The sequence below is a fragment of the Streptomyces aurantiacus genome (genome assembly GCF_001418335.1).
Lineage (GTDB): Bacteria > Actinomycetota > Actinomycetes > Streptomycetales > Streptomycetaceae > Streptomyces > Streptomyces aurantiacus.
Genome location: NZ_LIPP01000312.1, coordinates 11,885 through 28,908, shown reverse-complemented (window position 1 = coordinate 28,908; position 17,024 = coordinate 11,885). Strand labels below are relative to the sequence as shown.

Genomic DNA, 17,024 nt, shown 5'->3' with positions numbered 1-17,024 from the left:
GAGCAGGGGCGGCGCCGGTGGTGGCGGGGGAAGTGAGGCGGTCCGGATTCGGATCGATCCGCCCGACATCGGGTGACTGCTTGCGCGTATGCGCGTGGTGGTTGTCGCCAGGCACGCGTCTGCCCCCGAGCCTTTCGGGCCGGGGGCAGACAGGGGGAGTGTGGGGAGTGTTTCCGGCCGGCGGACGAGAGGTCAGCCGTTGCGCGGGCCCGGGAAAGCGTTCGGCCTGACCTCCTCGCGAAGGGTGGGGCTGCCTGCCGTCGGCTGGGTCGGCATCGGCATGGGCATCGACATGGAGCGGGCGGCCGGAACCGTGGGGATGCCGGTGTTGACGGAGACCGTGCGGGCTCCCGACGGCTCGGTCGCGCGCTCGGCCTCGGCGGCGGCCTGTGCGGTCGCCCGGCGGGCGCCGTAACGGCGGTGCACCGCCTGCTTGGTGACCCCGAGGGCCGAGCCCACCGCGTCCCACGAGAAGCCCAGCGAGCGGTCGAAGTCCACGGCGGCCGTGACCAGGGTCTCGACACTGTCCCGCAGCTCTTGGGCGAGGCGGACGGTCGGAGCGGGAGCGCGTCCGTAGACGACGAAGCCCGTGGAGGGGCCGGAGCGGCGCGGGCGGTAGACGTTGCCCAGTTGGGCTGTCAGCGTGCGCAGTGCGTCCACCTGCCGGCGGACCCGCTCGATGTCCCGCACCAGCAAGTGCAGGCTGGCCCGAGCCTGGGCGTCGTGGGTTGCGTGGTCGGCCATGAACAAGCCTCTCGAACCGGCGTTGAAAAAGGGACCGGGCAGCGATTGCGGCCCGTTTTGGTCAACTCTTTCTTGACCAACGCGTTTCAGGGTGAGTGGTCACGCATCAGGGGCGTGGAGGTATGTGCGTACGCCCCCGGCGGTCGGGAGAGCGTGCGCCTCGGCAACCGGTCTGACGAGGGTGTTCACCGCTCGCCTGGGCCGTGCGGCGGGCACGTCGGACGGGTTCGGACCCGGCGATGGCTGCCGGGCCGTGGTTGCTCCGGACGAGAGTGGGAACGAGCGCGACCGTCGTCCTGGGTTGCCGCCCGGCACGGTCCGGTGCAGTCCGGTGTGGACCGGTGCGGACCGGTGGGCGCAGGGGTTCTCCGGTCCGGCGCCCCATAGACTGGTGCGCTGCCCGTTGTGAATCCGCGTGAATCCGCCCGAGAGGCCGACTGCCACCCATGAAGCTCGTCTTCGCCGGTACCCCCGAGGTCGCCGTTCCCGCTCTGGACGCCCTGATCGCCTCCGGGCGGCACGAGGTGGCCGCCGTCGTCACGCGGCCCGACGCGCCGGCCGGGCGGGGACGCAGGCTCGTCGCGAGCCCCGTCGCGCAGCGCGCCGAGGAGGCCGGGATCGAGGTGCTCAAGCCGGTGCGACCGCGGGACGCGGACTTCCTCGCGCGGCTGAGGGAGATCGCCCCGGACTGCTGCCCCGTCGTGGCCTACGGTGCGCTGCTGCCGCGGGTCGCGCTCGACATCCCCGCCCACGGCTGGGTCAACCTGCACTTCTCGCTGCTGCCGGCCTGGCGTGGCGCGGCGCCCGTGCAGCATGCGGTCATGGCCGGGGACGAGATCACCGGTGCGTCCACGTTCCTCATCGAGGAGGGGCTCGACTCCGGACCGGTCTACGGGACCGTCACCGAGGAGGTGCGGTCCACCGACACCAGCGGGGATCTGCTGACACGGCTCGCGTTCGCCGGGTCCGGGCTGCTCGCGGCGACCATGGACGGGATCGAGGACGGCACCCTGAAGGCGGTGCCGCAGCCGGCGGACGGCGTCACCCTGGCCCCGAAGATCACCGTCGAGGACGCGCACGTGGACTGGAGCGCGCCGGCGCTCCGGGTCGACCGGGTCGTACGGGGGTGCACGCCGTCGCCCGGGTCGTGGACCGTGTTCCGTGGGGAGCGGCTGAAGCTGATCCAGGTCGTGCCGGTTCCCGAGCGGACGGATCTGGCGCCGGGGGCGTTGGCGGTCGGGAAGAACAACGTGTACGTCGGTACCGGGTCGTACGCCGTCGAGTTGCTGTGGGTGCAGGCGCAGGGGAAGAAGCCGATGCGGGCGGCGGACTGGGCTCGGGGTGTGCGGATCGCCTCCGGCGAGGTGGTCGGGGGGTGAGTCGGTTGTTGTGCGGGTGTGTTGTGACGTGCGGGTCGGTGGGGGCCGGGCGCGCAGTTCCCCGCGCCCCTGGGTGGGTGCTGGTTCGGGTGTCTGGGAGGGGCGGAGGCCTGTTGCTGTGAAGGTTGCGCAGTTCCCCGCGCCCCTGGGTGGGTGATGGCTCGGGTGGCTGAAAGGATTGGCGGCCCGCCGTGAAGGTCGCGCAGTTCCCCGCGCCCCCGCTCCCCCGAAGGGCCTGAGGCCGTTGCCGCGTACGCTGGGCGTATATCTCTTCCACTAGCCGGAGCACCTTTTACGTGAACGAGCAGTCTCGTCGGCCCCGTCAGCAGGGCAAGCCCTATCGTCGCCCGAAGAAGGACCCGGTACGGGTGCTTGCCTTCGATGCCTTGCGGGCGGTGGACGAGAGGGACGCGTACGCGAATCTCGTGCTGCCGCCCCTGCTGCGGAAGGCCCGGGAGAAGGACGACTTCGACGGGCGCGACGCGGCACTGGCGACAGAACTCGTGTACGGGACGCTGCGCCGCCAGGGCACGTACGACGCCATCATCGCGGCATGTGTGGACCGGCCGCTGCGCGAGGTCGACCCGCCGGTGCTCGACGTGCTGAGCCTGGGCGCGCATCAGCTGCTCGGGACCCGTATCCCCACGCATGCCGCCGTGTCCGCGACCGTCGACCTCGCGAGGGTCGTGCTCGGCGACGGGCGGGCCAAGTTCGTCAACGCCGTACTGCGGAAGATCTCGCGGCAGGACCTGGACAGCTGGATCGAGCAGGTCGCGCCGCCCTACGAGGACGACGCCGAGGACCATCTCGCCGTCGTCCACTCCCATCCGCGGTGGATCGTCTCGGCGCTGTGGGACTCGCTGGGCGGCGGGCGCGCCGGGATCGAGGACCTGCTGGCGGCCGACAACGAGCGGCCCGAGGTCACCCTGGTCGCCAGGCCCGGGCGCGCCACGGCCGACGACATCCTCGGCGCGCTCGACGCGGAGTCCGCGCTGCCGGGGCGCTGGTCACCGTATGCCGTGCGGATGTCCGAAGGCGGTGAGCCGGGCGCCGTCGACGCCGTACGCGAAGGACGGGCCGGTGTTCAGGACGAGGGCAGCCAGCTGGTGGCGATCGCCCTCGCGAACGCGCCTCTCGACGGGCCGGACAAGGCCTGGCTCGACGGGTGCGCCGGACCGGGCGGCAAGGCGGCCATGCTCGCCGGGCTCGCCGCCGAGCGCGGAGCCGTGCTGCTCGCCTCCGAGAAGCAGCCGCACCGGGCCGGCCTTGTCGCGAAGGCCCTCGCCGGGAACCCCGGGCCGTACCAGGTCATCGCAGCCGACGGGACCCGGCCGCCGTGGCGTTCGGGCACCTTCGACCGCGTACTGATGGACGTGCCCTGCACGGGGCTCGGTGCCCTGCGGCGGCGGCCCGAGGCCCGCTGGCGGCGGCGGCCCGCCGACCTGGACGGGTTCGCGCCGTTGCAGCGCGGGTTGCTGCGCACCGCGCTCGACTCCGTGCGGGTCGGCGGTGTCGTCGGGTACGCCACCTGCTCGCCGCACCTCGCCGAGACCCGGGCCGTCGTCGACGACGTACTCAAGCAGCAGAAGGGCGAACTCCTCGACGCCCGGCCGCTCTTCCCGGGCGTTCCGGCCCTGGGCGACGGCCCTGACGTCCAGCTCTGGCCGCATCTGCACGGGACGGACGCCATGTATCTGGCGCTGATCCGCCGGACCGGCTGAACCGGACGGGCCGGCGCGGGTCGCTTCGGGTTACTCCGGCGGGCCACCCGGTCGCGATGCCGGTTCCTGCGGCGGCCGGGTCGCGTTCCCGTCTCCCCTCCTGCTCTCGCCCTTGGCTCTGTCCGTGTGGGCCAGGCGGTGGGGCCACCAGATCTTCGGGCCCACGTCCAGGAACAGGGACGTCACCAGGACCGAGCGCACGACGAACGTGTCGAGCAGTACGCCCAGGGCCACCGCGAACCCGATCTCGGCGAAGGCGACCATCGGCAGCGTTCCCAGGGCGGCGAAGGTGCCCGCGAGGACCAGGCCCGCCGAGGTGATGACCGCGCCGGTGGTGGCCAGCCCCGTGACCACGCCCTTGCGCGTGCCCTGGCGGGCGGCTTCCTCGCGGATGCGGGTGGTCAGGAAGATGTTGTAGTCGATGCCCAGTGCCACCAGGAAGACGAAGACGAACAGCGGGAAGTCCGTCGACTCGCCCGCGTAGTCGAAGAGGTACCGGAACGCGAGCGCGCTGATGCCCAGCGCCGCGGCGAAGGACAGCACCACCGTGCCGATCAGGAGCAGCGGGGCGATCAGGGCGCGGAGCAGGACGCAGAGGATCAGCAGCACCACGACCAGTACCAGCGGGATGATCAGGACGTTGTCGTGGGTCGTCGCCCCGTCCATGTCCAGCAGAGCCGCCGTACCGCCGCCCACCTGGGCGTCCGCTTCCGGTACCGCGTGCACGGCGTCCCGTACCCGCTCCACCGTCCGTTTCGCGGCCTCGCTGTCCGCGGGGGCGGTCATCGTGGCCTCGAAGAGGACCTTGCCCTCGACCTCGGGTTTCGTGCCGGGCGGCAGACCGAGGGACTCCGGTACGACACCGCGGGTGCCCGCGACCGCCCGGCCGACCTCCTCGGCCCGGGCGCGGTCGCCAACGACGACGAGCGGATCGCCGCTGCCCGCGGGGAAGTAGCGCGCGGACACCTCCTGGCCGACGATCGAGTCGGGTTTCCCGGTGAAGGCGTCGGCGTTGCCGATGCCCTCCGCGCGCAGCTGGATCAGGCCCAGCGACAGCAGCGCGAGCGCCGCCGCCGTGACGCCCCAGACCAGCCGCGGGCGGCGCGCGAAGCGGTTGCCCACCCGCGCCCAGACACCGCGCTCGGTCGGATCGGCGGACCCGAAGTGCGGGACCACCGGCCAGAAGATCCAGCGGCCACAGATCACCAGCAGGGCCGGGAACAGCGTCAGCATCGCGGCCAGCGCCACGGCGACGCCGATCGCGGCGACCGGGCCGAGGCCGCGCGTCGAGTTCATCTCGGCGGCGAGCAGCACCAGCATGCTCAGGACGACGGTGGCGCCGGACGCGAACACGGCCGGGCCCGCCCGGTGCAGGGCCAGTGCCATGGCCTCGTGGCGGTCCTCGTGGCGGCGCAGCTCCTCCCGGTAGCGGGCCACCAGGAGCAGGGCGTAGTCCGTCCCCGCGCCGAAGACGAGAACGGTGAGGATGCCCGCGCTCTGGCCGTTGACGGTCAGCCCCGCGTGCTCCGCGAGCAGGTAGATCAACGCCTGCGCGGTGAACAGGGCGGCGACCACGCCCAGCAGCGGGACCAGCAGCAGGGTCGGGCTGCGGTAGGTGAGCAGCAGCATCACGACGACGACGGCCATCGCCGAGAACAGCAGGGTGGAGTCGATGCCCTCGAAGGCCTCGGACAGGTCGGCGGACGTACCGCCGGGACCCGTGATGTGCACGGCGAGCCCGTCCCCGCCCTTACCGACGTCCGCCCGGATCGCGTCGACCGCGGACACGATGCGTTCCCAGGCCTGCTCGTCCATCGTGACGGGCACGAAGACCTGGGCCGCCCGTGGAGCCGTCTTCCGGTCGTAGACGGGGCCACGGGTCTCCGCGCCCCGCAGGCCGTGCGCGTGCAGCGCCTTGAGCTCTCGTACGTCCTCGGCGATCCGCTGCCGGTCCTGGGCCGTGAGGCCGTTTGCGCGGGCGTACACGACGATCGCGGGGATCTGTTCCGGCCTGAAGTCCTCCGAGGCCTGCAGGACCTGCGTGGACTCGGCGGAACCGGGCAGCCAGGAGGCCGCGTCGTTGTCCTGCGCGTCGGCGAGCTTCTGGGCGAAGGGTGCCGTCAGCACGAGCAGCACCAGCCACAGTCCCACCACGAGCCATTTGGACCGCCGGCCGCAGACCAGCCGGCCGATACCCCGTCGTCGCTTTTCCTGTGCGTCCGTCATGGCCACCCCCGTAGCCGTGCATGGAGCCGGTGGGCCGACAAGAATGGCACGGGCCGTGGGGCTGGTGCAGCCCCTCGATCGATTTCGCGCATACCGACCGGTTCCGGCCGGGGACCGGGGAAGGCAACCGGCGCCGGGCATGGCAGGCTTGGAGTATGGCCGCGCAGATCAATCCCAGCATCCTCTCCGCCGACTTCGCCCGCCTTGCCGAGGAGGCGAGGGCCGTGGAAGGTGCCGACTGGCTGCACGTCGACGTGATGGACAACCACTTCGTCCCCAACCTCACGCTCGGTGTGCCGGTCGTAGAGTCCCTGGCGCGGGCGACGGACACGCCCCTGGACTGCCATCTGATGATCGAGGACGCCGATCGGTGGGCGCCCCAGTACGTAGAAGCGGGTGCCGGTTCCGTCACCTTCCACGTCGAGGCCGCCGCGGCACCCGTGCGGCTCGCCCGCGAGATCCGGGCCAAGGGTGCCCGTGCCTCCATGGCGCTCAGGCCCGCGACCCCCATCGAGCCGTACGAGGACCTGCTGCCCGAACTCGACATGCTGCTGATCATGACTGTCGAGCCGGGCTTCGGCGGCCAGGCGTTTCTCGACATCATGCTTCCCAAGATCCGCCGTACCCGCGAGTTGATCAGCAAGCACGGTCTCGAACTGTGGCTGCAGGTCGACGGCGGGGTCTCGGCCGCCACCATCGAGCGCTGCGCCGAGGCGGGGGCCGACGTCTTCGTCGCCGGCTCGGCCGTCTACGGGGCCGCCGACCCGGCCGAGGCGGTACGTGCATTGCGCACGCAGGCGGCTGCGGCGACGGCCCGGGCAGCATGGGTGTGCGGCCACTGAGACAAGGGAACGTGAACGCCGCCCCTCAGGGCTGATCAAGTACGCCGGATCTGCGAGGATGACCGGCGAATCCAGAGTGTGAACAGCAGTGAGGAGATCGCCGTGTCGGGTATGTCGGCGGGCCGGTCAGCCATGCGGATGGGACCCGCCGAACTGGTACAGGCGGCGGCCATGGCGCGCCGCTTCTACCTTGAGGGCAAGTCCAAGATCCAGATCGCCGAGGAGTTCGGCGTCAGCCGCTTCAAGGTGGCCCGGGTCCTGGAGACCGCTCTCGAACGGGATCTCGTGAGGATCGAGATCCGTGTCCCCGCCGAGCTGGACGCGGAGCGCTCGGACGCGCTGCGCGGCCGCTACGGCCTGCGGCATGCCGTCGTCGTCGAGTCCCCGGCCGAGGCCGAGGAGTCGCCCGACCCGGAGAACCTCGGCGAGGTGGCCGCCGACCTGCTCGGTGAGCTGGTCGCCGAGGGTGATGTGCTCGGCCTCGCCTGGGGCCGCTCCACCATCCACATGGCGGCGGCGCTCGACCGGCTGCCGCCGTGCACGGTGGTGCAGCTGACGGGTGTCTACGACGCCGGGACGGCCGAGCGCGGCTCGGTCGAGGCGGTCCGCCGGGCCGCCCAGGTATCCGGCGGCGACGCCCACCCCATCTACGCGCCGATGCTGCTGCCGGACGTGGCCACCGCGGCGGCGCTGCGCAGCCAGACGGGGATCGCCCGGGCCTTCGAGTACTTCGACAAGGTCACCGTGGCCTGCGTGTCCATCGGGTCCTGGGAGGCCGGCATCTCGACGGTGCACGACATGCTCACCGAGGAGGAGCGCGGCCATTACGCGTCCCTCGGGGTCGAGGCCGAGATGTCCGCGCACCTCTTCGACGCCGAGGGCCGCCGCGTCGGGCGGGACCTGGGGGAGCGGTGCATCACCGTCGAGGCCGACCGGCTGCGGCGCATCCCGGAGGTCGTCGCGATCGCGGGCGGGCAGCGCAAGGCGGCCGCCATCGACGCGGTGCTGCGGTCCGGCCTCGTCACCAGCCTGGTGACGGACACGGCGGCCGCGGACGCCTTGATGACGGCGGGACCGACACCGCGTCCGGCGCTGAACCGGGCGGACCCCGACGGGCTCTGAATCCACTGGGCTCCGACCCACCGGGCACCGACCCATCGGGCTCCGCCGGCGGTTCGACGGCGCGCTCTGCGGGGACGGCCGTGGCAGCATCGACGACATGCTGCTCCGGCCCGTCCCCCGTCCGTCGCCTGAACCAGGCATCCCATCCAATTCGTTCAGGGCGGTACTGAGATGACGCACGACGTGTCGGGTCGCCACGTGGTGGCGCTGGACCTCGACGGGGTCGCGGACAAGGAGGGCCTCATGGAGCGCTGCGTACACGCCCTGGAGCTGCCGGACTGGTTCGGCCGCAACTGGGACGCGCTCGCGGACAGCCTCGCCGACCCGTCCGTGTGGCCCGCGGCCGTCGGTGAGAGAGGGCTGCTGGTCGTCGTCACCGGCTGGCGTGGTTACGCGCGCACGCGGCCCGACGAGTGGGCGACCGCCGAGGACGTGTTCGCACAGGCGGCGGACCGTACACCGGCGCTCACCGTGGCGCTGGCCCTTGGAGAAACACCGGCCCGTTGACCGGCCTGGATGACGGGCCCGGGCCCCTGACCCCTGCCCGAGGAACGCGACCACGCAATCCGGCCAGGCTTCCCCCGTACACAAGCGCTTCGCTTCGGCTTACCCTGTTTTTCCCGCATGGGCATACGAGGGGGACACGTGGGGTTACGGGACGTCAGTGCCTCCGCATCGCCGGGCATCGGCGCGTGGCGGGTCCGCGTACGGGACCGCGAGCGCGCGGGAGTTGTCGGTGCGGGGGTGCTCGTGACGAGGGAAACCGTCCTCACCTGCGCGCATGTCGTCGAGACGGCACTACGTCTGCAGGGGCCCCAGACCGGCGCGGCGCCGGAGGGGAAGGTCCTGCTGGAATTCCCCGCCACCGCACAGGGCCCGCCCGAGTCGATCCCGGCGCACGTGGCCGAAGCCGGCTGGCTGCGCTCGCCTCCGGCGGGTGATGTCGCGGTGCTGCGGCTGGAGGGTGAGCTCCCGGCGGGCGCGGCGCCCGCGCCCCTCGGCAGCTGTGGCACGGGCACCGGTGAGCCGGTCGCGGTGTACGGGTATCCGAGCGGGATACCGGACGGGATCTGGGCCCGCGGACAGCTGGTGGGAGCCGGTGGGGCACACCCCGCATGGCGGCAGATCGACGGCCTCGACCCGGTGGGCGCCCCCGTCACGCGGGGCTTCAGCGGCGCGGGCGTGTGGGACCTCCGGCGCGGTCTGGTCGTGGGCGTGCTCGCGGCCGTGCTCGCGCCGCGCTCGACGGACACCGGCGCGGCGACACGGGTCGCGTGGATGATTCCGCTGGACGTCCTCGAAGGGACCAGCTTCGCGATCGCGGCGCCCGCTCCACCCCGCGCCGCCCCCCAACCGGCCCACATCGACGGGCCCTTGCCTGCCCGTGTCCTGTGGGCCCTGGTGGATCGTCTGCTGGCGATCGACTCGTTCCGGATCGACGCGGGACACCAACTGCTGCTCCAGCTGCCGCCCGAGATCGTCTCCGGGATCGCCCGGCAGAACAATCCACGCATTCAGCTCTATCAGATCGTCCGAAGGTGCGGAGAGTTCGAACAGGGCCCTGGCGCCCTGGTCACGACCGTGCAGTGGATCGAGGGGGACACCACCGCGGTGAAGAATTTCGTCACAGAGGCGAGGAAGACCTGGCCCGACCGTCTGGGCGACGATGACTGACTCGGCGGCGCCCCGGGACTCGCAGTCCGCGGCCCAACTGGCGGACGCGCTCATGAAGGTGTCGGTACTCGACGACCTGGAGGTACGTCGCATCTGCGTGGTTGATGCCATGGAGCGGCTGAAACTGCGCCTGTCCGTGGCCGAGTTCGACGACAAGAAGATCCACATCGTGGTGATGGTGCGTGCCTTCGCATCCGTGCCCGACGGCTGGCGCCATCTCACCGAGGCCGTACAGCACTTGGCGGACTACGACCTGCCCTCCCGGCATGCCGCCGCGCTGGCCCACCCGGTCGTCGCTCCGCTCCTCGACGAACCCGGCCGGGACGAGTTGAGCGCCCTGCTGGCGGGGCTCGACAGGACCGCCGTGCCGGAGCTCGCCGCGGTCTGGTACTCGGCCGCCGGCGACCACTTCGGCCCGCTGCCCGAGAGCGTCCACACCGCCTGGGACGCCCATCAACTGCTCGCGCACACCAACCGCCCGGCCGACGGAGCGCCGCGTACCCTGCGGTTCCTGCAAGAACTGGCGGTCGTGCTCACTCCGGAGCGCGGGGACGCGATCCGGTCCTGGACGAACCGGAACGTCCGCACCACCGTCCAGGACAACCTGGAAGCCCAGTGGATCCTGGACGATTCCCGTACGCACACGGGCAGTTGGCGCGCCGAGCCCGGACATCCGGCCCATCTGCTCATCCGGCTCGCCCCGTCGACCGGGTCGCCCGACCGGATCGACATCACCTGCTGGGCGAACAGCGGTCCGGCCTGGGCGCCCCGCCGACGCGACGAGCGGTCCGTACCGGTGTCCGAGGTGCGCCGCCATGTGGCAACCGTTCTCGACCGTGAGGAGATACGGCTCCGCGCCCATCGAGGCGGTCTCATACTTGAGTTCATCCTCCCCTTCTCCCTGGTGAACGAGCCGGTGGAGGAGTGGTCCCGGCACGGGCCCTTCGGGGAGGAGAAGGTGTGGGACAGCGAGTTCGGCGGACCGTCCATCGGGCACGACTACAAGGTCGTCGTACGGAGCCTGGAGCGCATCGAAGCACTGCAGTTGCACAGGGTGTGGAACGAGCGGTGGGACGTACTGACCGATGCGGCACGGGGCGCACGGATGCACCGTTGCGAAGAGGGTGACGGTGCGCGGCACGAACGGCTCTACGCGCGTCTCACGGACGATCCCGCCGTCGTCCTCATGACCTTGGGTTCTCCGCCCGACGGGCCGCACGGCAAGGGCGAGTTGCTGGTCGGCCTGCAGGCGGGGCTGCCGCTGGTGCTGTGGAGCCGGTCGGGGCCGCTGACGGAACACGCGCACACCTTGGCCGAGAGCGCCCTGGATGGCCGATTGAGCGAGGCGCTAGACCGGTTGACGCGCTTGCGCTCCGCTCCCCGCACGGGGGACCATGGCGGCGAGGGGTTCACCGGCCCTCGTATTGCCGTGCTATGGGACGACCCGAACAGGCTCCCGGAAGTGCCGGAGCCAATTCTCTGAGAACGACCGAGGCGCTGCACGACCCACTAGGGTGTGACCGACCTGATCGCCGGTCACCACCTATTCGTGACTGGCCAGCACGACAATTGATCGAAACCGGGCATCGCTGGACCCGGGGGCGGTCGCCCAGTGGACCCGGTCCGGGTTCCGGGAGAGGGGGTGGCTATGGGCAACGACGTCCCACGGGAGCCGCGTGTGCCTGGCGGCGCATCGGCGCCCTCAGGTGACGCCAACGACTGGTGGATCTACGGTGGCACGGGTGAAGTGTCCGCCGTGCCGCTGGCCGACCGGCTGCCCCCGCCGCCTCCCTGGCGCGACTTCGACGGCGGTCCTGTCGTCCCCGGCGCCGCTCCGCGCGACGACGCCGAGATCCGCCGCCGCCTGGGCGCGTCCGACGCGATGGTCCGTACGTCCTCCGACGAGGCCGACATGGTCAACGCGGCGCTGTTCCTACGCCGGCCACTGATCGTCACCGGGCCTCCCGGAATCGGTAAGTCCAGCCTCGCTCACCGGGTCAGCCGTGAACTCGGCCTCGGTCGTGTCCTGCGCTGGACGATCACCAGCAGGTCCACCGTCAAGGACGGTTTATACACCTACGACGCGATCGGGCGCGTGCAGGACGCCGCCGCCCGCGGCGCGTTGCACGACTCCGCCACCACGGCGGGCCGGTTATCGGAAGAAGACGAGCAGACGGCCGACGCTCCGCGGCCCGGCGGTCCCGACGGTCTGCACGGGCTGGGTGACTTCGTCCAACTGGGCCCGCTCGGCACCGCTTTGATCCCCCGGGACACTCCGCGGGTGCTGCTGATCGATGAGTTCGACAAGGCAGACACCGACTTGGCCAATGACCTGCTCGGGGCGTTCGAGGACGGCGAGTTCCAGATCCCCGAGCTGTCCAGGGTGCGTGCGCGGATGCCGGAGGTCGAGGTGCACACGGACGACCCCGACGACACCTTCGTGGTGCACCGGGGACGGATCCGCTGCCGGGCCTTCCCCTTCGTGGTGATCACCAGCAACGGCGAGCGATCCCTGCCTCCCGCCTTCCTGCGCCGTTGTCTCAGCCTGGAGATGGCACCGCCCGACGCCGACCGGCTCGCGGCGATGCTGGCGGCGCAGTTCACCGGCGGCGAGGGCGCCGAACGTGCCGTGATGATCCGCGACTTCCTCTCCCGCGCCCTGGCAGGCGGCACCCTGGCCGCCGACCAGCTGATGAACGCGGAATACCTGCGCGTCTCGCCCTCGGGCCCGGGCGAGGCATCCTGGAACCGGCTGCTGCACTCGCTGTGGCGGAGGCTAGACGAAGTTGGTTCTGCATGACCCTGCCGCCCTCCCGCCACGGTAGGGCGAGTGACGGTACTGCGCCGGGTATCGCCTCGCACGAGGAGTCATGCCCCGATCTGACGCTGCACGAGGCCGGTGAGGTCGCCTGGCTGGCCGTTCAGCTCGACCTGCGCGTCCGAGCCGTACGGGAGGCTCGCGCCGAGGCGGCCCGGAACGCCGCGTCCGCCGAGCAGCCCCCGGACGCCGATGACCCCTCGCCCCGCCCTGCCGGCCCCTCCGAGGCCGACGTGCCGGTGGTGGAGGAACCGGAAGCCGCCGGCACAGGGCGCCCCGAGGAGCCGGGCGGGTTGAGGGAAGACGAAGAGCCTCCCGCGGTGCCCCTGTGGCCGGCGCACGTCGGTGTCCCCGTCTCGCCGGCCCGCGCGCCGGAGTCGGAGCCGGCCGGCGGCTCGGAGGCGTTCTCGGACCTCCGGGACGGTCCCGGGCTCGACCGGTCCCGGCAGATCGAGAAGGCGTTTCTGCCACTGAACAGGCGTCTGCGCTCCCGCACGGTGCGGGAGCTGGACGAGGAGGCCACCGCCGAGTCCCGGGCGGAGCAGGGCGTGTGGGTGCCCCGGTTCCGGCCCGCCAGGGAGCGCTGGCTGACCATGACGCTGGTGGTCGACACCGGGGACTCCATGGCCCTGTGGTCACGAACCGCCACGCAGTTCGCGGCGGCGCTGAGGGGCTCGGGTGCGTTCCGCGACGTACGGGTGTGCGCCTGGCGGCCGGGGGACGCCGCCGGATCCGGGGGAGGCGCGGCCGTCCTGCCCGATGCCGTGGGCCGTCAGACGGTCCTGGTGCTGACCGACCTGTACGCGAGCCGCTGGCGGGACGGGAGCGGGCAACGCGTGCTCGCTCAGTGGGCGGCCCGGATGCCCGTGGCCGTGGTCAGTGTCCTGCCCGAGTATCTGTGGTCCCGCATGGCGGTGGTCCCGCGCCGGACCCGGCTGCGCAGCCCTGGTCCCGCCGCGGCCAACCGCCGGTGGTCGCACCGGCCGGACGGCTTCGACTTCGGGGGAACCGATGCGGACGTCAACGACGCGATGGGCGCGGCACTGCCCGTACCGGTGCTGGAACTGACCCCGGAGGCCCTGGGTACGTGGGCCGGGTTCGTCCGCCATGAGCGGGCGGCCGAGTACACCATGAGAGCCGTGACGGTGTCCGCGAGGATGCAGGCCGTCGCACCCGCGTGGTTCTCCCCTTCGCTGGTCTCGCCGACCGACCGGGTGCGTCAGCTGAGGGCGCAACTCAGCCCCACCGCCTATCACTTGGCCCAGCTCGTCGCGGCGATCCCGGTCAACGTGGCGATGCTGGAAGTACTGCGCAAGAGGCTGCTGCCCGAGGCCCGCCCCTGGCACCTGACGGAGCTGCTGCTGAGCGGGCTGCTGCAGCCGGCCCCGGCCGATCCCGGTGTCCCGGCACCGGCGAGGGTCGAGTTGGAGTTCGCCTCCGGGGTGCGCCAGGAGCTGCTGGCCGAGGGGACCCGGAGAGAGACGGCCCTCGCGATCAAGCTGGTTTTTGATCACCTTTCGACAGTCCTGCCAGGATCTGCCAGCGGCGCCTTGCGCCAAATGCGCGATCTTGTGGCGGACCCGAGCCGTGCCGCCCTCGTGCCCCTGGACGGCGTACGAACATGGCTCGCCCCCGCGCTGCCCGCGTTGAAGGCTCTCGACGGGCAGCACACGGCGGCAGCGGCGGTCCTCTACGACCGGCTGCGGGCCGAGGAGGAATCGGCTTCCGCGCGGGCCGGTCAGCGGGACCCCTCCGCCCCCGAGACCACGGCCAGCACCTCGCGTGATGACCGTGATACACAGAGTAGTGAGTACATCGGTTCGGAAACCGCCCTCCTTGGCGGTGGGGACGATCACGTTCCCACCGGACTGGGTGAACCCGGGCCACCTGAAGACGCTGGAGGGAACGTGTCCGTGAGTGGCGTGCAGCCTGGCCCCGCAAGGACGAGGGGAGATGGGGCGCAGAAACCGCCGCCCGTCTGGGGCAACGTACCTCCGCGGAACCGCGCCTTCACCGGGCGTGCGCAATTGCTGGAGGACCTGCACCGTCGTCTGCAGGAGGGAACCACCGCCGTCCTGCCGGAAGCCCTGCAGGGTATGGGCGGGGTGGGGAAATCGCAGCTTGCCGTGGAATATGTCTATCGTCACATCAATGAATATCAGGTGGTCTGGTGGATCCCCTCCGAGCAGTCGCAGCAGATCCGGCAGGTGCTGGTGGAGCTGGCCAAGCGGCTCGGACTTGAGGTCGGCAGCGGCGAGGCCAACACGGCCGTGCCCGCGGTCATAGAGGCCCTGCGGGTAGGCGAGCCGTACAAGAACTGGCTGCTCGTGTTCGACAACGCGGAGGACCCCGAAGCCGTCCGCGAGTTCTTTCCCACCAACGGCCCAGGACGCATTCTCGTGACCTCTCGCAACGCTCAATGGGCGACCGCGGCACGACCATTGGAAGTCGATGTCTTCGCGCGCGACGAAAGCCGCCAGTTGTTGCAGCTGCGCGCGCCGAATCTGGACGACCCCACAGCGGACCGGCTCGCCGAAACCCTCGGCGATCTGCCCCTCGGTATCGAGCAGGCCGCCGTCTGGCTCTCCGAGACCGGAATGCCCGCGGACGAATATCTACGACTGTTCGAACAGCAGGCCGCCGAATTGATGGTCAGCGACCCGCCCCGGGACTATCCGCTGTCCGTCGCCGCGGCCTGGAACGTCTCGCTGGAACGACTGCAGAAGAACCACCCGGGGGCCCTGCAACTTCTCCAGGTGTGCGCGTTCTTCGCCCCTGAACCGATCTCACGGCGACTGCTGACCGGCGTCCGTGACGCCCCGGTTCCCCCGGAACTCGCCGCCGCACTGAGCGATCCGATCCGGCTGGGCCGGTCCATCCGGGAGATCAACCGGTACGCGCTGGCCAGGATCAACCACAGCACCAACACCATCCAGCTGCACCGGTTGGTCCAGCGCGTGCTCATCAACCAGATGCCGGACGCGCTCAAGGAACAGATGCGCAACGGCGCACACCGCCTGCTCGCCAAGGGCGACCCCGGCGCACCGAGCGACCCGCGCCAGTGGCAGCAGTACGGCGAACTGCTCCCGCACGTGCTCAGCAGCAACGCCGTGGAGTCCGCCGACCCCTGGGTGCGTCAGCTGATCCTCAACGAGATCCAGTACATGTTCTCGTGGGGCGATCACGAAGGCTCCCGTGACCTGGCGAAGCAGGCCTACGAGACCTGGAAACGCCTCGACGGCGAGAACCACGAGCACGTACTGCTGGCGGCCAAGCTCTACGGTGACGCGCTGCGCATCCTGGGCCACTACCGAATGGCGTACGAACTCGACCAACAGACCCGCCGGGCGATGACCGAGACACTGGGCCCGGAGCACGAGATGACCCTGGAGATCACCAGCATGCTCGCCTGGGATCTCCGCATGCGCGGCGACTTCACGGCCGCCTCCCAGCTGGACAGGGAGACCTTCGAGGCCAGCAGGCGCCTGTACGGGCCCAACGACCTGTCCACTCTGATCGTCGCTCACAGAGTCGCGCTGAATCTCCGCCTCACCGGCGACTTCCGCGAGGCGCTGGAGCTGGACCAGGACACCCACCGCCGCAAGGTGGAGGAACTCGGCGAGAACGCGCTGTCCACCTTGGCCACCCTGGCCGGTGTGGCCGGCGACCGCCAGGAGGCCGGCGAGTACGTCGAGGCCCGTGACCAGCAGCAGGAAGTGTCCGGACGCTACGAGTACAACTTCGGGCCGACGAACCCCAACACCATCGGCAGTTACCGTGGCCTGGCGGTCGCGGAACGGCGAGCGGGCCGTCACTCCCAGGCACTGGAGCTCTCCGCCAAGGCGCTCACCCTGTTCCGCAACCGCTACGGCGACAGCTATCCCGACACCCTGGCCGCGCTGCTCGCCCACGCCGTGGACGTCCGGCACAGCGGCGATCTCCAGTCGGCGCTGGACCTGAGCGATCAGGGATGCAAGGGCTATGAGCGTCTGTTCGGGCGGGCCCATCCTCATGCTCTCGGCGCGCAGGTCAACCACGCTGTCTGCCTCCGGCTGCTGGGGCGCACCGAGGAAGCCCGCCGACTGAACGAGCAGATCGTCTCGGACCTCGGGGAGCGGCTGGGTTCCGATCACCCGAACGTGCTGGCCTGTGCCACCAACCTCGCTGCCGACCTGTACGAACTGGGCGAGGTCCAGGCCTCCGTGGACCTCAGCGGCCGCATCCTGGAACAGAGCAGGCGGCGGCTGGGAGCGGACCACCCGGCGACCCTCGCCACGGGTGTCAACCTCGCGCTCGGCCTGCGGCTGCTGGGCCGGGTCGAAGAGGCCGACGTCCTGCGCGCGGACACGCTGGCGCGCTACGAGCGGGTACTCGGTGCCGACCACCCGGCCACTGCCGCGGCAGCCGACAACAAGCTGGCCAACTGCGACATCGACCCGATGCCGCTGTAGCGACACGCTGTGGCGACACGGACCGGACGGGGCCTTCACCACCCCGT

Annotated in this window: 11 protein-coding genes; 9 read left to right on the top strand and 2 right to left on the bottom strand. The window is 71.2% G+C overall.

Features of this window, described 5'->3' with window-relative positions; translation table 11 throughout:
* Positions 1 to 192: 192 nt before the first annotated feature.
* Positions 193 to 744: a hypothetical protein gene (locus AOK01_RS32605; RefSeq protein WP_055518072.1), complete on the bottom strand. Its 552-nt coding sequence runs from the start codon at positions 742 to 744 to the stop codon at positions 193 to 195.
* A gap of 446 nt (positions 745 to 1,190) precedes the next feature.
* On the opposite strand from AOK01_RS32605, the gene fmt reads away from it, so the two are divergent.
* A complete protein-coding gene (gene fmt / locus AOK01_RS32600; protein WP_055518071.1) occupies positions 1,191 to 2,123 on the top strand; it encodes a methionyl-tRNA formyltransferase in 933 nt (310 codons plus the stop codon).
* Between the two features lie 296 nt (positions 2,124 to 2,419).
* A complete protein-coding gene (locus tag AOK01_RS32595) occupies positions 2,420 to 3,844 on the top strand; it encodes an RsmB/NOP family class I SAM-dependent RNA methyltransferase (RefSeq protein ID WP_055518069.1) in 1,425 nt (474 codons plus the stop codon).
* A gap of 30 nt (positions 3,845 to 3,874) precedes the next feature.
* Here AOK01_RS32595 and AOK01_RS32590 read toward each other — a convergent pair whose 3' ends face one another.
* Entirely contained in the window at positions 3,875 to 6,070 is a 2,196-nt protein-coding gene (locus AOK01_RS32590; protein WP_055518063.1) for an MMPL family transporter, read from the bottom strand.
* Positions 6,071 to 6,225: 155 nt separating this feature from the next.
* Between AOK01_RS32590 and rpe the strand changes: the two genes are divergently transcribed.
* The 7 genes from rpe to fxsT all read left to right on the top strand — a co-directional run bounded on the left by rpe (position 6,226) and on the right by fxsT (position 16,977).
* Entirely contained in the window at positions 6,226 to 6,912 is a 687-nt protein-coding gene (rpe, locus tag AOK01_RS32585) for a ribulose-phosphate 3-epimerase (RefSeq protein ID WP_055518059.1), read from the top strand.
* Between the two features lie 78 nt (positions 6,913 to 6,990).
* Positions 6,991 to 8,034, top strand: a complete 1,044-nt coding sequence (locus AOK01_RS32580) for a sugar-binding transcriptional regulator (protein ID WP_055518056.1) — start codon at positions 6,991 to 6,993, stop codon at positions 8,032 to 8,034.
* Positions 8,035 to 8,205: 171 nt separating this feature from the next.
* The gene (locus AOK01_RS32575; protein ID WP_055518052.1) at positions 8,206 to 8,541 is read left to right on the top strand and encodes a barstar family protein; all 336 of its coding nucleotides are present in this window, start codon (positions 8,206 to 8,208) and stop codon (positions 8,539 to 8,541) included.
* A 117-nt stretch (positions 8,542 to 8,658) separates the two neighbouring features.
* A complete protein-coding gene (locus AOK01_RS32570) occupies positions 8,659 to 9,708 on the top strand; it encodes a trypsin-like peptidase domain-containing protein (protein WP_079103945.1) in 1,050 nt (349 codons plus the stop codon).
* The gene (locus tag AOK01_RS43800) at positions 9,701 to 11,191 is read left to right on the top strand and encodes a VMAP-C domain-containing protein (RefSeq protein WP_055518048.1); all 1,491 of its coding nucleotides are present in this window, start codon (positions 9,701 to 9,703) and stop codon (positions 11,189 to 11,191) included. The genes AOK01_RS32570 and AOK01_RS43800 overlap by 8 nt, the downstream gene beginning before the upstream one ends.
* Positions 11,192 to 11,386: 195 nt before the next feature.
* Positions 11,387 to 12,508, top strand: a complete 1,122-nt coding sequence (locus tag AOK01_RS32560; protein WP_245702519.1) for an AAA family ATPase — start codon at positions 11,387 to 11,389, stop codon at positions 12,506 to 12,508.
* Complete coding sequence (fxsT, locus tag AOK01_RS32555; RefSeq protein WP_055518044.1) at positions 12,505 to 16,977, top strand: FxSxx-COOH system tetratricopeptide repeat protein; 4,473 nt, start codon at positions 12,505 to 12,507, stop codon at positions 16,975 to 16,977. Before AOK01_RS32560 ends, fxsT begins: the two co-directional genes overlap by 4 nt.
* The last annotated feature ends 47 nt before the right edge of the window (positions 16,978 to 17,024 follow it).

Excerpts from the sequence above, each read along its gene's own strand:
- AOK01_RS32605 (WP_055518072.1), bottom strand. The coding sequence starts at position 744 with ATGGCCGACCACGCAACCCACGACGCCCAGGCTCGGGCCAGCCTGCAC.
- fmt (WP_055518071.1), top strand. The coding sequence starts at position 1,191 with ATGAAGCTCGTCTTCGCCGGTACCCCCGAGGTCGCCGTTCCCGCTCTG.
- AOK01_RS32590 (WP_055518063.1), bottom strand. The coding sequence starts at position 6,070 with ATGACGGACGCACAGGAAAAGCGACGACGGGGTATCGGCCGGCTGGTC.
- rpe (WP_055518059.1), top strand. The coding sequence starts at position 6,226 with ATGGCCGCGCAGATCAATCCCAGCATCCTCTCCGCCGACTTCGCCCGC.
- AOK01_RS32575 (WP_055518052.1), top strand. The coding sequence starts at position 8,206 with ATGACGCACGACGTGTCGGGTCGCCACGTGGTGGCGCTGGACCTCGAC.
- AOK01_RS32570 (WP_079103945.1), top strand. The coding sequence starts at position 8,659 with ATGGGCATACGAGGGGGACACGTGGGGTTACGGGACGTCAGTGCCTCC.
- AOK01_RS43800 (WP_055518048.1), top strand. The coding sequence starts at position 9,701 with ATGACTGACTCGGCGGCGCCCCGGGACTCGCAGTCCGCGGCCCAACTG.
- fxsT (WP_055518044.1), top strand. The coding sequence starts at position 12,505 with ATGACCCTGCCGCCCTCCCGCCACGGTAGGGCGAGTGACGGTACTGCG.